Below are 23520 nucleotides of genomic sequence, written 5' to 3' on the forward strand. Positions count from 1 at the left end.
AAATATTTGTAGTGAAAAAAGTATGTATCCCCTTCTCGTCCACTACCATTTGAATTCGCTTTCTTTAAAGAAAAAATAATTTCTATCATTCATAACAACTACTAGTCTATACATCTATACTTTACATCTTTTTTTCATAGTTGTGTAGTCTTTCCACAAATTTGTCAGTTTTTTTGCCTCGAAAATTGTTATACGTTTTCAAGGCACCTTCCTTGACTGTTACGTTGACCAATACATATACTCGAAAGAACAGAGATAAAGTGAAACTTTAATCAGTGTGGGGTTTTGTTCATCCCCCACTGATTATTAGCCTTCACCAATCGGGCGTTTACGGGCAGCACGACTCCCACCTAACTTCTTTGCTCCAGCCGGATTTTGAGGTGGGATTTTTACTGCCCGCAAATAGCGGGAAAACTTTTATATAGGGGATGAATATATGGGAGAGGCAGTACTCGTAAAACGAGAACCGTTATGGACAAAAGAGTTTATTGCGCTAATTCTAGCAAACTTATGTATGTTTTTAGGATTTCAAATGTTAATTCCAACTTTACCTGTTTATGTGAAAGAAATTGGGGGCACAAGTTCAAATATCGGATTCGTTGTCGGCATGTTTACCGTTGCAGCACTTTTTATTAGGCCGCTAACTGGAAATGCCTTGCAGAAATTCAACAAAAAAATCATTTTAATGATCGGTACCGCTATTTGTTTACTCGCTATGGGCAGTTATCTTTTCGCTTCAACCGTTTTCCTATTGCTTGCCGTTCGAATTTTACACGGAGCTGGTTTTGGTATTACAACGACTACATACGGAACTGTCGTTTCAGATTTAATTCCGCAAGCTCGCCGCGGTGAAGGCATGGGATATTTCGGTCTTTCTGGAACTATCGCCATGGCGCTCGGTCCCCTTATCGGACTTTGGCTTATGCAAGCATATAACTTCACGATTCTTTTTTTATGTGCACTTTCATGCACAATAGTTTCATTAATATTAACGAAACTACTTCAAATCAAAAAATCGCCGCAACCACCACAGCAAACATCTGGTACCTTTCTCGATGGATTTATTGAGCGTAAAGCTTTACTTCCTTCATTATTAATATTATGTATTACATTAATGTACGGGGGAATTGGGAGCTTTATCACATTATTTGCTACGGAAGTCGGGATTGCTGATATCAGTCTCTTCTTTTTATTTAACGCACTTGCAATCGCTGTAACTCGCCCGTTTTCTGGAAGATTATATGATACGAAAGGCCATACATTCGTCATCATTCCAGGAGTTATTATTACGTTTACAGGTATTATCTTGCTGTCGTATACAACTACAATTCCGAGTTTAATTATTGCCGCAGCGTGCTACGGCAGTGGTTTCGGAGCAATTCAACCGGCACTACAAGCATGGATGATTGACCGAGTAGCACCGCACCGGAGAGGAGTAGCAACAGCAACATTCTTCTCAGCATTTGATCTTGGAATTGGTGCTGGAGCGATTATTTTTGGATTCATTGCACACTTTACCAACTATGCAACTGTATATCGATATTCCTCTCTATTACTTATCGCTTTTCTTTTCATTTACATCACAAACTTACGGAAACAAAAACAGGGAGATAAAACAAACGAAAAAGCTGTTGGGTAATGCTAATTGATTCTTTTTTGAGATACTTGGACTAAGAAAATCATATATACACAAATACAAAAAGCAGTGGATTCCTAAGAAAAATCACACTGCTTTTTGCATTGTATTGAAGAGTGAACCGCTGTTCTATTTATTCATGTTGTTCGTATGATATTAATATATAGAACGAATTGGAGGAAATATTAATGAAAGCAATAGTGTACACAAAATACGGTCCCCCCGACGTTCTTCAACTGAAAGAGATAGAAAAACCTGCTCCTAAGGACAATGAAATACTAGTAAAAATAAAAGCGACAACCGTAACAGCAGGAGATATTCGCTCACGAAGTTTTACGGTTCCCTCTTCTGTTTGGCTACCCGCTCGAATCGCACTTGGCTTTAAGCAACCGAAAAAACAAATACTCGGAATGGAATTGGCTGGTGAAGTTGAATCGGTAGGAAAAGACGTCACACGATTTAAAAAAGGAGACCAAGTTTTTGCAGCTACCCAAGTAAATTTTGGTTCTTATGCTGAGTATATTTGTCTACCTGAAGGTGGAGCAGTGTGCATAAAGCCCTCCAACATATCCTATGAAGAAGCCGCAGCCATCCCAATTGGAGCACGTACAGCTTTATTTTTCCTTAGGAAAGCTAACGTTCAAAGCGGTCAAAACATTCTTATTTACGGAGCTTCTGGAAGTGTCGGAAGTTATGCAGTACAAATTTCCAAGTATTTCGGCGCAACAGTTACAGGTGTGTGCAGTAGCTCCAATTTAGAATTGGTCAAATCTCTAGGAGCTGACGAAGTAATTGATTACACCACAAAAAATTTTTCTACTACAGACGAAACTTATGATGTTATCTTTGAAGCGGTAAACAGGAGCTCCTTTTCAGAGTGTATTAAAATGTTAAAGGAAGATGGTACCTATATAAATATCGTTGAACCGTTACCAAGTGCTCAAATGCTCTGGACTAAATTGACAAGTCGCATGAAACTCATATTAAGTCAAAACGCACCTGAAACTTCCGAAGCATTAAATTTCCTTAAAGAACTTGTTGAGAACGATAAAATAAAAGTGGTCATTGATAGGCAATACACTTTTGAAGAAATTATTGAAGCTCACATATATGTTGAAAAAGGACATAAGAAGGGAAATGTCGTCATAACTATGGAGCATAATGACGATTCTAAATAAAGAAAAAACACTTTGCATAATTGTTAAAATGCAAAGCACCGAAAGTTTTTAACATAAAAAAGCAGAGCAAATTCATATGCGAATTGCTCTTTTTTATTGTTGCGAGCATCTCAAAAGAAAACAGTTTAAAATAATTTAATCGTTTTTTACTTTCATTAAATAAATCCATTTCAAACCTCCCCCGTTTCCCTACATATTTTTCTAACTTTAATCAAAAAATATGCAAAGAACCATCATCATAACAAAATAAAATTCCAATCCGCATACCCAGTTGGGTAGTTTCCCTCCACCTATTTTTACTATCAATAAATAGTGTGATAAATGTGACTTCTTCACAAAATAGTCATATACCATGCATGAAAACCAATTAAATCCAGGTGTTTCTTTAAAGAATTGTAAACTTTTTATCACTTTGTAAATTTAGTGTAAATTTTACAGACAAACCGTTTACAGTGCCTCAAGGTTTAGTTAATAATTACATCGTACATGAAATTTAAGGAGTGGAATGCGTGGAATACAATATTCAAGATATGATCTTCCAGTTCATTGGTGGATTAGGTATTTTCTTATTCGGGATTAAATACATGGGCGATGGACTGCAACAAGCAGCTGGAGATCGTCTTCGCGATATTCTAGATCGTTTTACAACAAATCCTCTTATGGGTGTACTAGCAGGTATGTTAGTTACTGTATTAATTCAATCAAGTTCAGGAACAACCGCTTTAACAGTCGGACTTGTAAGTGCCGGATTTATGACATTAAGACAAGCAATTGGTGTTATTATGGGTGCGAACATCGGAACGACAGTTACTGCATTTATTATCGGAATTAAAATCGGAGAATACGCTCTCCCAATTATGGCAGTTGGAGCAATCTTACTATTCTTCTTTAAAAATAAAAAAGTACATTCTGTAGGTCAAGTTGTATTCGGTTTTGGTATGTTATTCTTCGGTTTAGAATTAATGAGCGCAGGTATGAAACCTCTTCGTTCTTTAGAGTCATTCCAAGAGTTAATGGTTAGCATGAGTGATAATCCAATTTTAGGAATTGTTGTTGGTACAGTCTTCACTTTAATTGTACAAAGTTCAAGTGCAACAATCGGTATTTTACAAGAATTATTCGGTCAAGGTGCAATCGACTTACAAGCTGCCCTTCCTGTATTATTCGGTGATAACATCGGTACGACAATTACAGCAGTATTAGCAGCAATCGGTACTTCAATTGCAGCAAGACGTGCAGCATTAGTTCACGTTATCTTTAATATTATCGGTACCATTATCTTTACGATTATATTAATACCATTTACAAGTTTAATTCAATATTTCCAAACGTCATTAAACTTAAATCCAGAAATGACAATTGCATTTGCACACGGGACGTTTAACGTAACGAATACAATCATTCAGTTCCCATTCATTGCAGTATTAGCATGGATTGTAACAAAACTTATTCGTGGTGAAGATGCATCTATTAACTTCAAACCACAGCATTTAAATCCAATCTTTATTGAACAATCTCCAGCTATTGCTTTAACAGAAGCTCAAAAAGAGATTATCCGTATGGCGGAGTTTTCATTAGATGGATTAAAAGAAGCAAACCAATTTTTAAATACACAAGACAAAAAACACGCGAACATGGCTACTCAATTAGAAGGCGCTATTAACAATTTAGATAAAAAAATTACCGAGTATTTAGTTTTATTATCAGAAAAACCACTTTCACCTACAGATTCTGAGAAGCATTCTGTTTTGGCTGGTGTTGTTGGAGATATTGAACGTGTCGGTGATCATGTAGAAAACCTTGTAGAACTTGTAGATTTCCAAATTTCAAACCGCGTTTCACTATCAGATGAGGCACTAGCTGAATTAAATGAAATGCTTGAATTAACAATTTCAACATTACAAGATGCAATCAATGCTTTAACAAACTTCGATACTGAACTAGCACAAACGGTTATTGCAAAAGAACGTAAAATTGACCAAATGGAACGTGTTCTACGTAAACGTCACGTATTACGTCTGAACGAACGTAGCTGTTCAGGTGATGCAAGCATCATCTACGTTGATATGGTAAGTAACTTAGAGCGTATCGGTGATCACGCTGTAAATATCGCTGATGGTGTTTTAGGTGAACAAGGAAAAGTAAATTTAAAACAATCATTATAATAGGAAAGAGACGCTAATTTAAGCGTCTCTTTTTTCATTTCATCTTTACAACCGTTCTTCCTTTTAACTTTCCTTGCAATATAAGTGCAAATTTCTCATCTAGCTCTTCTAATGTACATTCTTCTGTACAAGATATTAACTCTAGGTTTTTCCACTCACTCGCTAACAACGTCCACACTTCTCTTCTCACATCTACGGGGCATTGTACGGAATCTATACCTAAAAGACTAATGCCGCGCAAAATAAACGGATATACTGTTGTGTGTAATTCCTGCCCTGCCACATTACCACATGTCGTTACACACCCTCCATACTGCAGTGATTTTAAAACCGTTTCTAACATATTTCCGCCTACAGTATCGACAACCCCAGCATATATTCCTTTAAGCATCGGTCTCCCTGATTCATCACTCAACTCCGTGCGATGAATCATCTTTTTTGCACCTAAACGTAGCAGCATCTCTTTCTCTTCCATTTTCCCTGTTGCCCCTACTACGCTATATCCTAGCTTTCCTAAAATACTAACTGCTACACTGCCTACTCCGCCCGTAGCACCCGTTACTAAAACATCTCCCATACTAGGCGTAATTCCCGCTCTAATAAGCTTATATACCGATAGGGCAGCTGTAAAACCTGCTGTCCCGTACATCATACTTTCCTTCAAAGTCATTTCTTTTGGTAAAGGAACAACCCAAGATGATGGCACGCGAATATATTCCCCGAAACCACCAGAAGTATTCATACCTAAATCATATCCAGTTACAATAACTTGATCGCCTTCCTGAAAGGCGTTATTTCCACTACTAACAACCTCTCCTGCTGCATCTATGCCAGGTGTATGAGGATATGTTCTCGTTACACCTTTATTACCAGTAGCTGAAAGGGCATCTTTATAATTTAATGAAGAATAATGAACACGTATTAATACGTCTCCTTCAGGTAAACTATTTACTTCTCTCTCAACAAGCTTTCTTTCAAATTGATTATTTTCCTTTTCTTTCACGACAATTGCTCGGAATGGTGTATGATTCATTACGCTCTCTCCTTCATCCGTAAAATCCTTCTTTATTATATAAGAAGTACATATACAGCTAATCACATCTTCTTGGCTATATTTCAACAAATCTTACTTCTCTATCACTTTCTCACATTACATATTTTCATTTCTACTAAAACAACTTATACTTATTCTACATCTCAAAAATAAAATATAGAAAATCTAACTTTTTATAAATAAATTGAATTTTTACGAAATGTAAATGATTTGTAATGTTTTTTTTCGCTAAATTTCATTATAATAAGTGGATATGAGTGTCGTATTTCAATTCAAATGAAGGAGTACAAGAAATGGAGCAAAACCCATCTTTGCAAGAAAATACACGAACTAAACCGAAAAATAGTAAGAAAAAAACAAAAATTATTATAAGCGTTATTTTATTATTTTTAATAATAGGTGGCGGTTATACTTGGTTTTTAGTAAATAAAGCGTCTTCTGCTATTCGAAATGCCGCTCACGATCTAGCGCGCGGTGATAAATCTGATTTACGTGATAAAGCTGTAAAACCTATTACAAATAACGTCTCTGTCTTAATAATGGGTGTTGATGAAAGCGATGTCCGTGGGAAAGAATATGGTGAAGCTATACGAACGGATGCACTATTACTTGCAACCTTTAATAAAGATAGCAAAACTGTAAAACTATTAAGTATTCCACGAGACACATATACTTATATTCCAGTAGAAAAGAAAAAAGATAAAATTACACACGCTCATGCATTTGGTTCTACTAAAAACGGAAAAGATGGTGGACCACAAGCTAGTATTGATGCAGTTGAAAAATTAATGAATGTTCCCGTCGATTACTTTGTAAAATTCAACTTTAAATCATTCATGAAAATCGTTGATGATTTAGGCGGCATTGAAGTTGACGTACCAGTTGAGTTTACTGAACAAGATAGTAATGATAACGCCGAAGCAATTCACCTGAAAAAAGGTGTTCAAAAGTTAAATAGTGAAGAAGCTCTTGCTCTTGCTAGAACAAGGCACATTGATAGTGATGCGATGCGTGGTCAACGTCAGCAACTCGTTATCGAAGCCATTTTAAAGAAACTAACAAGCGTCGGATCCGTAACAAAAGTTGGTAACATCATTGATGATATTAACGGACAATTCGTTACAAACTTAACATTCGACGATATGCTTTCATTCTATAAATATGGAGCAGATTCTTCAATTGAGAAATTACAAATTGAAGGTGAAGATTGTTACATGGCAAAAGGTGATGATACATGTAGTAAGTCAGCTGGTGGTGGCCGAACTTACTACTACAATCCAGATAAAAAAGAATTAGCTAATGTTACAAACGAACTTCGTAGTCACCTTGGACTACCTGCATATACAAAATCTGATTCTGATTCTGATTCGAAAAAAACAAACTCAGAGAAAACAAAAGAATCTAAGTCTGCAAATACGAGTGAACGCGAATCAAGTAACAATGAAACGAATAATAAGAATAACAGTGAAGATACAGAAACATCGTCTAATGACAATGAATAAAGTGAAGCAGTGCTCTATGGAGGTAGAGCACTGCTTCTTTTTAATGCTTTCAAAACAAAAAAATCAGAACTTTCCAACTATCTTTTTTAATATTTTTAAATTATAATAAATAATAGTAATCTATTCCAATTATCAGGGGGCTCACACATATGAAAGCTGCAGTAAAACATAACATTTCAGATTTTAAAGAGTACTTAAAATCAAACGATATATATATGGAAGAAAATATAGATGAAAATGATGGTTCTGTACATTTCTCAGTAGGACTAGAAACAGAAGCTGGCGCAAAAATTCAACTTATCGCTGCTTTCCAAAGCGAACATCCTGCTGTGGATATATACTGCTTCAATGTTGCTCTTGTACCTGATTCAACATCAACAAATGATATTTTACATGTCATCAATGAATTAAACACATCTTATCGATTTGCAAAATTCACGCTAAACAAACAAAATGCAATTGATATTTCAACATCTCTTGCATTCTCAGAACCAAACTTTAATCCCGCACTTGTCTTTGAACATACGAGAATGCTATATAAACTGGCAAACGATGAGTATAAGAACTTAATGAAAGTTATTTGGGCGTAAATAAAAAGATGGTGCTACAAGAGCACCATCTTTTTATTTCGATATCATATCAACCCACATCTTTATCGCAGTTCCTACAATTAAAGTAGACAATACGTATTGCAAAACTTTTTGATTCACTCTCTTCCCTACTCTCACTCCAAGAGGAGCGGCAAATAAACTTGCTATCGCAACGATAAGAGCCGGAATAACAACTATTTGTCCAGTAATCACTTTTCCAGTAGTAATTCCTATCGAGGAAATAAAAGTAATAGCGATAGATGTTGCTATTGTTGTACGTATCGGTAGTTTTAAAACAACTAGCATAATCGGTACTAAAAGAAATGCACCACCAGCCCCAATAATGCCGGAAACACTTCCTACAATAAACGCTAGCAAACTAGCGAGCCACTTATTGTACGTAATTCCTTCTGTCCTCTTACGATTGCTTCGCTTCGGTATAAACATCATAATAGCCGCAATAGTAGCTAGTAATGTGTAAACAACATTTACAGCATGCTCATTTAATAGATTCGCACTAAAGCTACCTACAAAGCTTCCTATTAATATACTAGCTCCCATATACACAACTAAAGTTTTATCCATATCGTTACTTTTCCTATACGCCCACGCGCCTGCAAAAGTTGCAAAGAATACTTGAATCGCTGTAATACCACTCACTTCATGTGATGTATATCCAGCAAATCCTAGCAATACTGGAATGTATAAGATCATCGGATAATTAATAATTGCACCGCCAATCCCAACCATTCCTGAAATAAATGACCCTATAAAACCAATAATAAAAAGTAGTACTGTTAAACTCATATTGTATCCCCTGCCTTCTAAAAAGAAGGTGATTTAAATAAATAAATTCACATTCCCATCCGAAGCATCTGCTAAATATGCACCTACTCCTGCAAACTCTACCCCTTCCATAATCTCTTCCTCTTTTAACCCTAATAAATCTACTGTCATTTGACAAGCTACAAGTTTAACTCCCTGTTCTTTCGCCAAATCAATTAAATCTGGTAAAGGCATCGCATTATGTTTTTTCATAATACCTTTAATCATCTTTGGTCCCATACCGGCAAAATTCATTTTTGATAATCCCATCTTATCCGCACCACGCGGCATCATTTTTCCAAATACTTTTTCTATGAACGTTTTCTTTACTTTCACATGCTCCTCTTTCCTAAGGGCATTTAAACCCCAGAAAGTATGAAAAATAGTCACCTCATGATCGTACGCCGCTGCACCATTTGCAATAATATAAGCAGCCATCGCTTTATCATAATCTCCGCTAAATAAAACAATTGTTGTTTTCTTCTGTTGTTCCATGTTGTTCTCCTCCTAATTACCTATGGGGGTATTTAAAAAATTGTGAAATGGCTCAAATTATCTAGCTACACCCGATACTAATTTCCCCTTACAAAGCGTTCATACCGCCTGAAACATTTATAATGCGCTGAAACCCTAATTTTTTAAACACTTTTGCTGCTTTCTTACTTCTCATCCCGCTCTGACAAATAACAATCACTTCCTTATTTTTATCTAATTGATTTGCTCTACTAGCTAACTCATTTAGTGGGATATTCTGAAATCCCTTCATATGATTTCCTCTATATTCACCTACTGTACGAACATCGACAAATTGTTTTCCCTGTTTTCCCACTATACTCTTTAATTCTTTTCCATTTATATTTTGAACACCTTTCACCGGTAAAAAACGCGAAATAACAAACCATGCAGCAAGTACAATGAAAAGCGTACTTAATATTGTATTCATATAACCAACCTCTCCGCCTTTACAAAACTAGTTCTTCACTACGCCTTCTTAATCCAAAACTTCAGTACATCGTCCTCTATATTATGCTTTACTATTTCATGACCGCCTGTTTTTGACCATGCTGGAATATCTTTTACTGATCCTTTATCTGTTACATGTACTTCTAACACTTCTCCAGTTTGTAAAGCATCCATCGCTCTCTTCGTTCTTACAATCGGCATTGGACATGCTAAACCTTTCGCATCTAATACTTGTTTTACATTCATCATCTATTCCTCCAGTTTGTTATTTTATAATGAATCATGAACTGCACAACGATTTGGGCCAATCTCCATTTCACGCTCTTCTTCCACACTCGGATAAATCTTACCCATATTCGTTTGACGAATTTCTTCATAAGCATTCGGCTGAGACGGTAAGTTCTCTGTCACATTTTTACGAAACTCTCCCTCATCAACAATATTTAACCCTACATTCTCCTTAAATAAATCTTGTAAATGCGCACTCACAATGCCTCTGTCGTCCATTTCACTTATTTTTGAATAATGAGCCGGTAAAACAATTAAATCTTGAGACAGTTCCTTATAAAGTTTATATAACGTATTTCGTAAATCACTCACCCAATCTTCAGCCTTCCCAGCAAGATCTGGACGGCCAATTGAATCTACAAATAAAATATCACCTGATAATAAATAGGAATCATCTACAATAAATGATGTACTTCCAATCGTATGCCCCGGTGAGTATAATGCGTCAATTTCAATTTTGGTACCCCCCACCGTAATAACAGATCCTTCAACAAGCGGTTTATATGAGAAAACGACTTCCTCCGCATCTTTTGGAGGTAACCAATACGTACCACCTACTTTTTCAGATAACCTACGTCCTCCAGAAATATGGTCTGCATGTAAATGTGTATCCATGACATTCGTAATAGTAACACCATGCTCTTCCGCAAAATCTTCATATGCTTCAACCGTTCTGACTGCATCAATAACTGCTGCTTCACCGTTTGAGACGATCATATAAGATAAACAGCCTTTTCCAAGACGGTTAAATTGATATACACTTCCTCCGCCCTGTACATCTCCTACTTTTAACGGCTTTACATATTCACTCCAAGCTTTCATACCACCAGCTAAATAATAAACATCATTGAATCCGGCATGTAACAATTGCTCTGCGACAAACTGCGAAGAACCTTCTTTCGCACATACGACTAAAATTTCTTTCTCCCTCGGCAATTCATCTACAATATGATCTACACCATCTAATAAGTCAAAATACAGTTTATTTATAGAAGAAACTTGTTTCCCTTCAATTTTCCAATCTTCATAGTCCGTTTCATTCCGAACGTCTAAAATAAACAACTCTCCGAATAAAACTTTCTCGGCGACCTCTTTTGCTTGTAATATCTTAACACTCATCCAATTACCCCCATAGGTATGTTTTTATTTAAAAAATTTTATTTCCCCACATTCCCTTGCCACTCTAACATACCTGGAATGACATTCTTCACATTTGAATAACCTTTCTCTTTCAACATTTGACAAGCTGCATCACTACGGTTACCAGTTCGGCAAACAACATAAATTGGTTTCGCACTGTCTAACATAGCACTATCTAATTCACCTAACGGCACCGAAATTGCGGATGGAATATGACCAAAGACGAATTCCGCTTCTTCACGAACATCTAATACAGTGCACTCTTCACCACTTAATAATATATTTTGCAATTCCCCATTCGTAATTGTATGAGGATACTTCACAACTTCATTTACTTCATGTTCATGGGATTTTCGTACATAATGCTTTAATATATCTCCCTCTTGTTTCGTTCCAATATATTGATGCCCTACTTTATTTGACCAACTTTGTATATCTAACGTCGATCCTTTATCCGTCGCCTCTATTTCAATAACTTGTCCTGATGCCAATCCTTCCATCGCCTTTTTTGTCTTCACAATTGGCATCGGACAAGCCAAGCCTTTACAGTCTAAATTCATATCAACTTTTATACTCATAATCATTTCCTCCCTAACCATTATACATATACCTGTATGGGTATAATGAAATGTTTTTGAAAATCTGTCAACACATATGTTTGACAGATTATCGGCTTTTTACAAGTAATTGAACAGCTTCTTTAATTAACTCTTCATTTGAACCATTACCTGTTTCAAACTGCTCGCGCAAACATTGCTCTAAATTTGTTCCAACAACGAGTCCAATTGTACGATCAAGTGCAGAACGGGATGCAGTTAACTGTGTAATAACATCTCGGCAATCTTTTCCCTCTTCCATCATGCGAAGCACACCACGAACTTGACCTTCAATACGTTTCAATCTATTTTTCATATCTTGATTATATTCCACTGTAGATCACCTCCGTAATTATAACTATATTATACATTACTTTGTAACTTTGTATAATATCATATACCCTTAAGGGTATATTGTGAAGTGGTTTATTTTTTTGAAATCTCCTAGAGTATAGTAAAAATGCAAAAGCCACTGATTTTATTGGCTTTTGCATTTCTCAACTACACTGCTTGGTAGTCCAACTAATTCATTTCATTTACGAATCAAGGAATCAACCGTTTTATTATCCTACTTCTTATAACCTCTTTGTAAAACTATAATCCATTTCTCCACCTAACGCTTCAGGTGTATCACCAGTTTCTCTAAAATCATGTGTATAAATTTGTTCAAATGAACCGAAATCTACTTGCTTATAAAATTCGAAACAAGGGAATCCATCATGTTCTCCTTGAATATCGATACTACCACCCTTGTTCACACATACAGTTAATAAATAGTCCACAGGAGGGGCATACACATTTAACGGATTACTAGCGCTTGCACTCATTTTGAATTGCACACCATCAGAATTCCATGAAATATCCGTACACACAATATTTTCAGTACTCGCTTTTCCTGTTCTTTTATTCACAGAACCATCTGGATTTGTGACCTTCTCTGTCGTAATACCCGTGTTTGCATATGAAAACACTTCTTCTTTATAAAAGTCCACTACTACCTCTTGCTCAACTCTAGAGCGCATAGTATTTACCGCATGTGGTGTAAACTCACGTGAATCACCTTCGAATTGGATTACTTTCCCTGTTTGTACATCCTTCCGCGGTTCTGTCCAAGACACTGGAATAAATACACTGGCTCTAATTTTAACGATATTCGTCATAAGAAACACCCCTGTAATTCTAATTTTATATACTGCATACTATTGAATAAAATAGACCACAATTTCAATCCTAGAACCAATAGCTTTCTCTTTTACGTTTGCTACTTCCTTCTAAAAAATAGCGCTATATTTATATCTAGATTTTCGTTTTAAAGCTATATTCCATTTCTCCAGCTAGTGCTGCTGGGGTATCATCCGTTTCCCTGAAATCATGTGTATATATTAATTCAAATGAACCAAAGTCTATTTGTTTATAAAATTCATAGCAAGGGAAACCATCATGTACACCTTCAACATGCACAGTACCACTTTCATTAACTCGTATAGTCAAAAAATAATCAGCTGCAGGTGCTGCCGCGTTTAACGGATTACTTGCACTTGCTCTCATTTCAAATGAAACTTCTTCTTCACTCCATACAATATTTGTACATGCAATGTTTTCTGTACTTGTTTCTCCTTTTTGATACTCAATTGAGCCATCTGGATTTGTAATTTTCACAGTAACGATACAAGCATCTGCATATGTGAAAATTTCTCTTTTATAAAAATCAACAACCACTTCTTGTTCTAATCTTGAACGCTTTGTGTTCACAGCGTATGGTGTAAATTCACGTGCATCTCCGGCATATTCAAACACTCTTCCCGTCGCAGGATCCTGAATAGGTTTCAGCAAAGCATACGGTGCAAATACACTCCCTCTAATTTTAACGATATTAACCATGTGAAACCTCCATAATTCATTGATTTTATTTAGATAAATCATTATTTGTTCTATTACCATTATATAGTCAATTTGATTGACTATATCCTCTATAGTACAATAGATTCTACTTATAGTCAATTTAATTGACTATAAGTAAGGAGGTTATATACATGGCTCATCAAACACTTAACGAACTAGATCTTACTTCACTTTTATCACTATCCTTCAGTACATTAATTACTGAACTACACGACAAATTAAGTGAATTGGGATTTGAAGATATTAGGCCCGCACACGGTTTTATGTTCAAACGTATCCTTCCTAATGGAGCAACCGGTATAGAACTAGCTGAATATTTAGGGGTTTCAAAACAAGCCATAAGTAAAATGGTAGATTCTCTTGAGAACAGTGGTTATGTCACGCGCCAAACGCATCCTACTGATAAAAGAGGTAAAATTATTGTTTTAACCGAGCGTGGTTTAGCAGTAATGAAAGCAAAAGAAGAAATAGTAGCTGAAATAGAACAACGATGGATTGCAAACATAGGTGCAGAACGAATGCAAATGCTTAAAGAGGATTTAACAACATTCGTTACTAAAGAAAATACAGGAAAATTATCATCGAGCATACGACCTGTTTGGTAAACAAAAACTCCATATAATAAAAAAGAACGGACATAGCATTTCTATGTCCGTTCTTTCCATCACACATACTTCCGATGCACCATTTTCCCATCATAAGAAAACACAACGCCCTTACTCTCCACAATCGATTCCATATGCACTGTTCTTCCCCATAGCTGATGAAGATACGGTAATACTTTTTCTAAGTATTTTAAATCTAACTCAATTCCTTCATAGCTATGTTTAATGTACAATTCCCCATTCTTTAAGTAGTCTCCATCTTCTACTACTAAGTACGGGAAACCTCCATTTGTGCGCATATTTACGAGTTGATCGCGTACATGCTCCCATTCTTTATCAATTACTTTATATTCTTTTCCTTGGCGCTGGAATAAGTACATATCTTCTCTCATTACAAGTTTTTTATTTAAATAGTTTCTTAGGAACGATACATCCCATTCAATTTCCCGTACTTCAAAGATTTTGTCACGACCAGAACCAGGTTTCACACCGCGTCGTTTCATTTCTTCTGTCGGGTTGTTATAGCGCTCTTCAATATCTTCGAACATTTTAATACCGAGGTAGTATGGATTAATACTTGTTTTTGATGGCTGTACGACACCTGCATTTAATTTCGCAAATTCAATTGCTTCACCAGATGTTAAGTCCATTTCACGAAGTATGCGTTGATGCCAGAAGGAAGCCCAACCTTCATTCATAATCTTCGTTTCAAGCTGTGGCCAGAAGTATAACATTTCTTCACGCATCATCGTTAATATGTCGCGCTGCCACTCTTCTAGCTCACGGCTATATTCTTCAATAAAGAGGAGTAAATCTTTTTCTGGCTGCGGTGGGATTTTCTTCTTTTTATGCATATTAGGTCGTTCTCTCTTTTTGTTTCGATCATCTAAATTCCATAAATCATCGTACTGTGATATCTTTTTCTTTTCTACATCCTCTTCTAAATCTTCAATACTCCATGCAAGTTTCGGACGCATAAGCGATGGATCAATATGTTCTTGAATGGCAAGTACGGCATCTAAAAATGTTTCTACCTCTTCTCTTCCATACTTATGTTCATACGCCTTCACACGATCTGCTGTCGCTGCCATACTCTCCACCATATCGCGTTTCGTATTAGAAAAACGAATATTATTTTTGAAGAAATCACAATGTGCTAAAACGTGCGCCACGATTAATTTATTTTGAATTAAAGAATTCGTATCTAATAAAAAGGCGTAACATGGATTAGAGTTAATAACGAGTTCATAAATTTTACTAAGTCCTAAATCGTATTGTAATTTCATTCTGAAAAATTGCTTTCCAAAACTCCAATGCGAAAACCTCGTCGGCATCCCATATGCACCAAATGTATAGATAATTTCCGCTGGACATACTTCATAGCGCATCGGATAAAAATCAAGACCAAATCCAGTCGCAATTTCCGTAATTTCAGCAATCGCATATTGTAGTGCTTTATCATCACTTGCTCTCATTATTTTCCCTCCTTACACTTTCCCTTAAGAAAGTGTATGATAAGGAACAAGCTTTCATGAGGATTGATTGCATAATAAAAAGGCACCCCCGAAAAAACGAGAATGCCTCTTTCTAATTAACCTTCAATAATCTCCATCTTCTCCGTAATCGGCGTACGCGCTTTTCCTTCTGGTGCTTTATCGAAATAGCCGATATGAAGAATTCCAATGATGCGTTGGCCTCGTGTTAAACCAATTCCTTCTATAAATAGTGGATTGTAGTTTAATCCACCTGATTTCCAAACACAGCCTAATCCGCGTTCCCAAGCAAGTAATTGGAAGTTTTGCATAAATGCACATGTTGCAGCGTAATCTTCGTCACGTGGAATTTGACGCGGATCTTCATCAATGTAAACAACGATTTGTGCAGGCGTACTTAAGAAACGATCAGATAAAGTTTTGCCGCGTTTTGCTCTTTCTTCTTCTGTGAAAGAGTTTAATACTGCGTCTACTAATTTCTGACGGCCTTCTCCAATATATAATTTACAATTCCATGGCTCACGATGTTTATGATTCGGTGCCCATGTTGCGTCGTTTAATAGTTCAATTAATAGCTCTTTTTCTACTGCTTTATTTGTAAATGTACGAACAGAGCGTCTTTCTTTAATAACATTTGCGATGGAAGTATATGTAGTCATATTTTTCTCTCCCTTATTTTTATCTATATGTATAATTCCGTTATTGATATTGATTTTCAATTTCGATTATAACCTAGTTTTTCACTATTAATCAATGTTTTATGTTGGAAAACAGCTAAAAAATTAATTTCTCGTTGTGAATAAAAAAACTTGGTGTGTTCACAAGTTTTTCACATTTTATGGAAATGATATGTGTAAGTTTTCCACATTACCCATCTAGGAGGAGTTTATATGTACAAGAAAATCGCAGTAAGTATGACTATGGCAGCATTATTGTGCGGGATATCTGTCTTTCCTGCTTCCGCTGCCACGCCAAAAGAAGTAACAATGCACCATCATAAGCCTATTTCAGAAGAAGAAATGCAGTCGCTCGAAAAACTCGGCTATAATAAACATGAAATTTGGAAAGCTGCCCACATTGCAAGAATAAGTAAAAAAGAAATTAAGGACGTTTTAGCTTACTATAAGCAAAATAAATCTTGGGAGAAAACAGCCGAGCATTTCGGTGTAGACCCAAGTAAATTGAAAAAGCATCATATGAATAAAGAAACGAAAAAAGCACTACTGCAAAAATTAGCAAATATGCAAAAGTCCACACCAGATGGACTGAAACAAAAAATGAAAGAATATAACATCGGCTTACGCCAACTTACCGTGTTAACAATCATCTCTCAAAAAAGTAATACCCCTCTTGACGATGTACTAAAAATGAAAAAAGATGGGATGGATATTAAACAAATTGCGGAAAAATTAAATGTTAAAAAAGAAGATATACGGGCAGAAATGATTAAATTAGTGAAGTCTATTAAAGAAAAGAAAACAAATTAGCCTGTCAAAAAGGAAGAGATATTCAATACTCTTCCTTTTCTTTATAAACTTTCAATTTTCAAGTATAAATTCCCCTCTTTCCCAAAAACTAACATAAGCAAATGATGTAGTAAGGGGTGCGAAAATGTTTCGTTCATCGTCTAAAAAGAAGAAAAAAACAATCTGTTCCATTCCGGAGTTTATCCACACTATGAAAGAATCCAGTGATTTCGTGTCTTATAACGTAGTAGACGATGGAACATTGTGTTTGTTTTATTATAAATCTACAGCCGAATCACTCCTCATTAATCGATTCATTTTAACACCTATTAAAAGAGAATTAGATCACATTGAAAATATAAGTGACATAGCAAATATCGTCACACTTGAGGAGATTGTCACTAATCCTTCTATTGATGATATTCGTGAAAAATTATTAAGTGGGTATGTACTTATACAGCTGAAAAATGATTCTCAAGCAGTTGAATATGCACTTATTCGTGCCGAGAGTTCAGTTTTAGGTACACGGTTATATAACGATACAGAAAATGAATATAGTGTCATCGGTCCAAAAGTTGGATTTGTTGAAAATATTGATACAAATATACACTTACTTCGCCGGAATATTGTAACGGAGCAATTAGTTTTCAAACAAGTTGTAGTTGGCTCTATATCAAAAACAAAAGTCGTAGTTGCTTACATCGAAGGCATTACGAATGAACAGCACGTTAATACTGCAATGCAGCGCCTACAAGACATTGACTTTGATGTTCCTTTCGATGCGACTATGATTGAACAGTTTATTAGTGATAACAGCAACTCTCCCTTCCCTGTTTTACTCCCTACAGAGCGTTTAGATCGCTCCGTTTATGCATTATTGAATGGAGGAGTTGTCATTTTAACAGACGGTTCACCATATGCATTAGCTGGACCAGCGACATTACTCGATTTCTTCGTCTCTCCAGAAGATTATTATTTACCATGGATAGCAGGCTCATTTCTTCGAATGGTTCGCTTTTTCGGAGCAGCATTCTCGCTATTTTCATCAGCTATTTATACAGCTGTATTAACGTATCACTATCAAATGATTCCTGCGGATTTACTAGGTCCGATTATTTTTTCAAGAGCTAATGTACCCTTTCCGCCCATTTTAGAAGCACTTTTTTTAGAAATCACAATCGAATTGCTCCGTGAAGCTGGAGCACGATTACCTACAAAAGTTGGACAAACAATCGGCATCGTTGGCGGGATTGTAATTGGCCAAGCATCTGTTCAGGCTGCTTTAACGAGTACCATTTTATTAATTGCAGTTGCTTTATCAGCACTCGCTTCTTTTACAACACCAACTGTAAAAATGTCTTCTACTATCCGGATACTACGATTTCCACTTATTCTTTTAGCTGGTGCATTTGGGGGCTTAGGTCTCATTGTAGGATTCGTATTCATATTAGCTCATTTAATTCGCTTAAAATCACTTGGATCACCTTATTTATTACCTTTATATCCATTTCGCGGTTTAGGGACAGCAGAGGGGCTCCTTCGCCTGCCATTTAGTCAAACTGCTGGACGTTCCTCTTTTCTAAGACCAAAAAAGAAATGGCGCTATGATCCAAACAAAGCGAAAGAAAAACATGATGGTGAAGAGAAATGAAAAATACTTTATTATGCTTTTCCATTATCACTTTAATTTTCCAATCCGGCTGTACACAACCGAATATAGTAGACACACAGCGAATGATTCATGTAGGTGGATTTGATATAACGAAAGACAAACAATTTCGCGGGACGATTTTATATCCCGATTACACAAAAGGCGTTCAATCAAAACCAGAAACTCAGTCAACTACTGCTGGCACGATTGAAACAATATCTTCACGACTAAATGCAAAATCGCCTCATACTATCGCTGTCGGTCAAATGCGTGTTGTGCTTTTTGGAAAATCCATTGGCGAACATGGAATTGGCGATATTATAAATAATTTGCAACGTGATCCTAATATTGGTCGAGATGTTCAACTAGCACTGGTAGACGGTTCTACAGAAAAACTGCTCAAACATATTAAAACAAATGGATCACTCTATCTGTCTGACTTACTGGAGCAAAACATAGAAGCCGAAACGATTCCACGGACTGCTTTAAATATTTTTTTATATAACTTTTATTCATCAGGATGCGATCCATTTCTTCCTTATATTGAAATTGATGAAGACAAGTCTGCTTCCATTAAAGGACTCGCTTTTTTAAAAAAGGATAAAGTGGTTATGTACACAGATAAAAAAGGATCTTTTTTATTGAAATTACTCCTTAATTCAACTACAAATGGTCGTTATGAAGTTCCAATACAGCAAGGTAACCATAAAGGATTAATTGCCACTCAAAACTTATCTGGAAAGAGCGTTTGTTACCTTTCCGATACTGGTGACATTCCGAAAGTTAACATCCACTTAAAATTAAATGGACTCATAAAAAGCGCTCCAAACTGGCTTGATTTAGCGAAAAACGAAAACATAACTTACATAAAAAAACATGTAGAAAAAACAGTTGAGAAACATTTAAACGAATTAATAAAACAATTCCAAGAAAAAGAGGTCGATCCGATAGGGATACGGGAAGAAATTCGTAGTCATTCAAGAAAATGGACTATAAAACAAATTCAAGAAATGTACCCTAATGTAGATGTTGCTGTTCACGTACAAATCAATGTTGTGCAATCTGGTATCGGAGAATAGTGAGGTGTTACAATGGCTGAGCAAAATAAAACAATGACTGTTTCCCCTTATTTCACATTTCTTTTATTACACTCTCTTCAAATTGGAGTAGGCGTGTTAGGATACCAACGAGTTATTGCACAATATGCTGGTTATGATTCTTGGATTTCCCTTATTGTTGCGGGTGTCTTAACTCATATCGTACTGTTTTGTATGTTAAAAATGTTAGATAAAGACAATGATTTGATGACCATTCATACGACATGTTTCGGAAAATGGATTGGAACCTTTTTGTCTATGTGCTTTGCTGCATATCTTCTGTTATTTTGCCTTACTGTGCTTCGTACATATATCGAAGTCATTCAAGTATGGGTCTTTCCTACAATTAAACCATGGAAATTAACATTATTATTTTTACTCGTGACGTATTACGTAATAAAAGGTGGCTTCCGCTCTGTAACAGGAATGTGTTTTTGGGGAGTCGTAATACCGATTTTCGTACTATTCTTCTTAGTTTTCCCTATGAAATACGCACATGTCCGTAATATTTTACCTATTTTCACCCATTCACCTGCAGACATTCTATATTCAGCGAAAGCATCTGCATTAGAGTTTCTTGGATTTGAAGCAATCCTTATCTTTTACCCACTTATTAAAAAGGGAAAATCGCTACATAAATGGGCACATGGCGGGATTGCTTTCACAACTATTTTATATGTAGTACTAGCAATCGTTTCCCTTATGTACTATAGTCAGGGCCAACTGCATCATACAATTTGGCCTACTTTAACAATGCTAAAAATTATTAAAGTCCCATTCATTCAGCGATTTGAATACATTATTATTTTCATCTGGTTTCTTATTATTTTACCTAATCTTTGTTTAACCATTTGGTCTTCTTGTCGTATTAGTAAATACTCTTTTCACATACCATTTAACATTACATTGCCATTGTTTATCGCGACTATATTTGTTTCATCTTTGTTTTTCACAAACAGGGAAAGCATCAATACATTAAATACCGTACTATCTCAGGCTGGATTGTATATTGTATACGCTTATATCCCAATCTTATTTCTATTCCATTCACTACGATGGCGCTTCAAAAATCAGTCGAAAAAATCTTCACCCGACACACCATAATCTCTGATACAATTTTATTAATACATTTGTAAAGGGGACAAGCGAATGAAAAAGTATGTATTTTCTTTACTTGTAGTACTGAGCTTAATTCTTACTGGATGCGGGAGTACTGGTACAAATGAAAAAAAATCTTCTGAATCAAAAGAAGAGCATGACCACGCATCGCATACTCAGCAAGCTGACATTCAAGAAAAGACAAAAGGAGTCGACACACTTCCGGCCTTCCTAGACAAACTTGATCCACAAATGAAAGACATCTATACTGTCGCTGGACAAAATGCTGAACTATTGGATTGGATTCCTTGTTACTGCGGTTGTGGTGAAAGTGTAGGACATAAAAATAATAAAAATTGCTTTATTCGTGAAATCAAAAAGAATGGTGAAGTTGTTTGGGATTCCCATGCAACAACTTGCGTCAATTGCTTAGAAATTGCGGTTGAATCTGCTTCGATGAAACAAAAAGGAAAATCAACTCTTGAAATTCGTAATTATATTGATAATAAATACAAAGAAGGATATGGGAAACCAACACCTACGCCAATGCCAAAAGCTTAAAAAACGAGGAGACTCCTCGTTTTTTTCTTTTCATTCACTTTTTTTCTTAACAAATTCTTTCAAGTGTATTTCTCCTCGCTTGTCACACACTATATATAACTCTTCGGTAAGGAGGGTACACAGTGCAAACATATAACGACTATGACAAAGCTCTCTATTACACGTATTGCTGTAATTGGGATAAACTACTCGTTTTAATGGTCCAAACGAATGATCAACTATTTTCTAAGCGTATTGAACACTTTTTACACGCTTATCAATACAGTAAAGAATTACCAGAAGTTGACAAACAATTGCAGCTCCTATTTCAATATATTGACCACGCATCCCAAAAGTCACATGTAGAAGAAGTAGAGCAAATTCAAATGTAAAATATAGCGCTATTCTCTTTATGAGAATAGCGCTTTTTTAAAATGTTTATATCAATAAAAGTTTCTCCTTATAAAACTTTTATTGATAAACATATTTTTTCTTTCTTTTCCCTACCACTTCATACTATAATTTAGTATGTAACTATTATAAGTGAGGTATAAAATATGGGACGAGAAAAAAAGCAAGAGTATGCTTTATTTACTGCATGGGGAGCTTCGTTTATTGCTACATTAGGAAGTCTATACTTTTCCGAAATTATGAAATTTGAGCCTTGTGTCCTTTGTTGGTATCAACGTATTTTTATGTATCCATTTGTTTTATGGCTCGGTATCGCTGTAGTAAAGAAAGACTATCGCATTGCAAGTTATTCTTTACCAATCGCAAGTATTGGTGCTTGTATTTCTTTATATCACTATGCAATTCAAAAAATCGCAGCATTTTCAGCTGCTGGGGCAGCTTGCGGCCGCGTACCTTGTACGGGAGAATACATAAACTGGTTCGGCTTTGTGACAATCCCGTTTTTAGCACTTATCGGCTTTATCACAATCGCTGTTTGTAGCTTCATCGTAATTAAAAACAAATAAGGAGATGAAAGAATGAAAAAAATGCTTATATTTGGCGGTATTATTATCGCCTTGTTTGCAGCAATTTTCGCTGTAACACAAATGGAAGAAAAAAATGCTTCAACGAGCCAAAAAATTGATAATGCTACTAGTCAAACAGATGGTTCTGACTACTACACAAATAAAATCTCTCTTTCAGATCTCCAAAAGAATTTAAAAGAGAAAAAAGAAGAAACAGTATACTTTTATCAAACATCTTGCGTTCATTGCCAAAAATTATCTCCTATCGTAGTACCAATGGCTAAAGACTTGAATGTTGATATGAAAGTTATGGATATTGAAAAATTAGATGCTCCTTGGGATGAATATAAAATTAAAGGAACTCCAACAATCATTCATTTTAAAGACGGTAAAGAAGTGAGCCGTATTAGCGGCGAACAACCGGAAGACAAATTAAAAGAGTGGCTTGAGCAAACGAAAAAATAATAAGAAAAGGAAACTCCTTCTATACATGAAATGGGCGTAAAATCCCACACTAATGTATGAGGAGGGGGTTTTATGCCAGAAGTGAAATGCTCTGTTTCCAATTGCTCATTTTGGGGACAAGGTAACCTTTGTCAAGCAAGTGCAATCGTTGTTCAACCTGATGCACAAGAAGCAGGTCAAATTGAAAACAGTTCATATACAAACGCTACTTTAACAAACGAGACGCTTGAAAGTTCTGTAACAACGAGTGTAGAAACGTGTTGTCATACATTTAAACCGAAATATTAAC

Annotated in this window: 27 protein-coding genes; 15 read left to right on the top strand and 12 right to left on the bottom strand. The window is 35.8% G+C overall.

Features of this window, described 5'->3' with window-relative positions:
- Window positions 1–436: 436 nt before the first annotated feature.
- The 3 genes from BG05_RS27135 (at window position 437) to BG05_RS27145 (ending at window position 4979) form a co-directional block, all read left to right on the top strand.
- Window positions 437–1639, top strand: coding sequence for an MFS transporter (locus BG05_RS27135; RefSeq protein ID WP_002169107.1), 1203 nt, complete (start codon window positions 437–439; stop codon window positions 1637–1639).
- A 185-nt stretch (window positions 1640–1824) separates the two neighbouring features.
- The gene (locus tag BG05_RS27140) at window positions 1825–2814 is read left to right on the top strand and encodes an NAD(P)-dependent alcohol dehydrogenase (RefSeq protein ID WP_002169108.1); all 990 of its coding nucleotides are present in this window, start codon (window positions 1825–1827) and stop codon (window positions 2812–2814) included.
- A gap of 509 nt (window positions 2815–3323) precedes the next feature.
- Window positions 3324–4979, top strand: a complete 1656-nt coding sequence (locus tag BG05_RS27145) for a Na/Pi cotransporter family protein (RefSeq protein WP_002186715.1) — start codon at window positions 3324–3326, stop codon at window positions 4977–4979.
- 34 nt (window positions 4980–5013) lie between these two features.
- Here BG05_RS27145 and BG05_RS27150 read toward each other — a convergent pair whose 3' ends face one another.
- Complete coding sequence (locus BG05_RS27150) at window positions 5014–6012, bottom strand: YhdH/YhfP family quinone oxidoreductase (RefSeq protein ID WP_033733801.1); 999 nt, start codon at window positions 6010–6012, stop codon at window positions 5014–5016.
- Window positions 6013–6326: 314 nt separating this feature from the next.
- Between BG05_RS27150 and BG05_RS27155 the strand changes: the two genes are divergently transcribed.
- The gene (locus BG05_RS27155) at window positions 6327–7535 is read left to right on the top strand and encodes an LCP family protein (protein WP_002186717.1); all 1209 of its coding nucleotides are present in this window, start codon (window positions 6327–6329) and stop codon (window positions 7533–7535) included.
- A gap of 149 nt (window positions 7536–7684) precedes the next feature.
- Window positions 7685–8125 carry a hypothetical protein gene (locus tag BG05_RS27160; protein WP_002029912.1) on the top strand — a complete coding sequence of 147 codons (441 nt, stop codon included), beginning with the start codon at window positions 7685–7687 and terminating at the stop codon, window positions 8123–8125.
- Between the two features lie 33 nt (window positions 8126–8158).
- Here the strand turns inward: BG05_RS27160 and BG05_RS27165 are convergent, their stop codons facing one another.
- From BG05_RS27165 to BG05_RS27205, 9 genes are all read right to left on the bottom strand, one after another.
- The gene (locus BG05_RS27165; RefSeq protein ID WP_002186718.1) at window positions 8159–8932 is read right to left on the bottom strand and encodes a sulfite exporter TauE/SafE family protein; all 774 of its coding nucleotides are present in this window, start codon (window positions 8930–8932) and stop codon (window positions 8159–8161) included.
- Window positions 8933–8965: 33 nt separating this feature from the next.
- On the bottom strand, window positions 8966–9445 hold the full coding sequence (locus BG05_RS27170) for a DsrE/DsrF/DrsH-like family protein (RefSeq protein ID WP_002125394.1): 480 nt from the start codon (window positions 9443–9445) through the stop codon (window positions 8966–8968).
- Between the two features lie 88 nt (window positions 9446–9533).
- Window positions 9534–9893, bottom strand: coding sequence for a rhodanese-like domain-containing protein (locus BG05_RS27175; RefSeq protein WP_002186720.1), 360 nt, complete (start codon window positions 9891–9893; stop codon window positions 9534–9536).
- Between the two features lie 38 nt (window positions 9894–9931).
- Entirely contained in the window at window positions 9932–10162 is a 231-nt protein-coding gene (locus BG05_RS27180; RefSeq protein WP_002125390.1) for a sulfurtransferase TusA family protein, read from the bottom strand.
- 21 nt (window positions 10163–10183) lie between these two features.
- Entirely contained in the window at window positions 10184–11320 is a 1137-nt protein-coding gene (locus BG05_RS27185) for an MBL fold metallo-hydrolase (protein WP_002186721.1), read from the bottom strand.
- 38 nt (window positions 11321–11358) lie between these two features.
- On the bottom strand, window positions 11359–11919 hold the full coding sequence (locus BG05_RS27190) for a sulfurtransferase TusA family protein (protein ID WP_002186722.1): 561 nt from the start codon (window positions 11917–11919) through the stop codon (window positions 11359–11361).
- Between the two features lie 88 nt (window positions 11920–12007).
- On the bottom strand, window positions 12008–12271 hold the full coding sequence (locus tag BG05_RS27195; protein ID WP_000456201.1) for a metal-sensitive transcriptional regulator: 264 nt from the start codon (window positions 12269–12271) through the stop codon (window positions 12008–12010).
- A gap of 241 nt (window positions 12272–12512) precedes the next feature.
- Window positions 12513–13097: a DUF3238 domain-containing protein gene (locus BG05_RS27200; protein WP_002186728.1), complete on the bottom strand. Its 585-nt coding sequence runs from the start codon at window positions 13095–13097 to the stop codon at window positions 12513–12515.
- Window positions 13098–13233: 136 nt separating this feature from the next.
- A complete protein-coding gene (locus BG05_RS27205; protein ID WP_002186729.1) occupies window positions 13234–13818 on the bottom strand; it encodes a DUF3238 domain-containing protein in 585 nt (194 codons plus the stop codon).
- A 152-nt stretch (window positions 13819–13970) separates the two neighbouring features.
- Between BG05_RS27205 and BG05_RS27210 the strand changes: the two genes are divergently transcribed.
- Entirely contained in the window at window positions 13971–14444 is a 474-nt protein-coding gene (locus BG05_RS27210) for a MarR family winged helix-turn-helix transcriptional regulator (protein WP_002186730.1), read from the top strand.
- A gap of 59 nt (window positions 14445–14503) precedes the next feature.
- Here BG05_RS27210 and spoVR read toward each other — a convergent pair whose 3' ends face one another.
- Together spoVR and BG05_RS27220 are read right to left on the bottom strand one after the other, a co-directional pair.
- The gene (gene spoVR / locus BG05_RS27215; RefSeq protein WP_002029894.1) at window positions 14504–15919 is read right to left on the bottom strand and encodes a stage V sporulation protein SpoVR; all 1416 of its coding nucleotides are present in this window, start codon (window positions 15917–15919) and stop codon (window positions 14504–14506) included.
- A gap of 116 nt (window positions 15920–16035) precedes the next feature.
- Complete coding sequence (locus BG05_RS27220) at window positions 16036–16596, bottom strand: nitroreductase family protein (protein WP_002186732.1); 561 nt, start codon at window positions 16594–16596, stop codon at window positions 16036–16038.
- Window positions 16597–16827: 231 nt separating this feature from the next.
- Here BG05_RS27220 and BG05_RS27225 point away from each other — a divergent pair, with 231 nt between their 5' ends.
- The 9 genes from BG05_RS27225 to BG05_RS27265 all read left to right on the top strand — a co-directional run bounded on the left by BG05_RS27225 (window position 16828) and on the right by BG05_RS27265 (window position 23519).
- Entirely contained in the window at window positions 16828–17424 is a 597-nt protein-coding gene (locus BG05_RS27225) for a hypothetical protein (RefSeq protein WP_002087481.1), read from the top strand.
- Between the two features lie 124 nt (window positions 17425–17548).
- The gene (locus tag BG05_RS27230) at window positions 17549–19054 is read left to right on the top strand and encodes a spore germination protein (RefSeq protein ID WP_033732084.1); all 1506 of its coding nucleotides are present in this window, start codon (window positions 17549–17551) and stop codon (window positions 19052–19054) included.
- Window positions 19051–20133, top strand: a complete 1083-nt coding sequence (gerYC, locus tag BG05_RS27235) for a spore germination protein GerYC (RefSeq protein ID WP_033733798.1) — start codon at window positions 19051–19053, stop codon at window positions 20131–20133. The genes BG05_RS27230 and gerYC overlap by 4 nt, the downstream gene beginning before the upstream one ends.
- A gap of 12 nt (window positions 20134–20145) precedes the next feature.
- Entirely contained in the window at window positions 20146–21255 is a 1110-nt protein-coding gene (locus BG05_RS27240) for a GerAB/ArcD/ProY family transporter (protein WP_000840531.1), read from the top strand.
- 45 nt (window positions 21256–21300) lie between these two features.
- Window positions 21301–21810 carry a PCYCGC motif-containing (lipo)protein gene (locus BG05_RS27245; protein ID WP_002186740.1) on the top strand — a complete coding sequence of 170 codons (510 nt, stop codon included), beginning with the start codon at window positions 21301–21303 and terminating at the stop codon, window positions 21808–21810.
- A gap of 122 nt (window positions 21811–21932) precedes the next feature.
- Window positions 21933–22181 carry a YhdB family protein gene (locus BG05_RS27250; protein ID WP_001195459.1) on the top strand — a complete coding sequence of 83 codons (249 nt, stop codon included), beginning with the start codon at window positions 21933–21935 and terminating at the stop codon, window positions 22179–22181.
- Between the two features lie 165 nt (window positions 22182–22346).
- Window positions 22347–22766 carry a disulfide formation protein C gene (locus tag BG05_RS27255; RefSeq protein ID WP_000532256.1) on the top strand — a complete coding sequence of 140 codons (420 nt, stop codon included), beginning with the start codon at window positions 22347–22349 and terminating at the stop codon, window positions 22764–22766.
- A gap of 12 nt (window positions 22767–22778) precedes the next feature.
- Window positions 22779–23231: a thioredoxin family protein gene (locus BG05_RS27260; RefSeq protein ID WP_002029885.1), complete on the top strand. Its 453-nt coding sequence runs from the start codon at window positions 22779–22781 to the stop codon at window positions 23229–23231.
- 72 nt (window positions 23232–23303) lie between these two features.
- Entirely contained in the window at window positions 23304–23519 is a 216-nt protein-coding gene (locus tag BG05_RS27265) for a DUF1540 domain-containing protein (protein ID WP_002029883.1), read from the top strand.
- Window position 23520: the final 1 nt, after the last annotated feature.

The sequence above is a fragment of the Bacillus mycoides genome (assembly GCF_000832605.1).
GTDB lineage: Bacteria > Bacillota > Bacilli > Bacillales > Bacillaceae_G > Bacillus_A > Bacillus_A mycoides.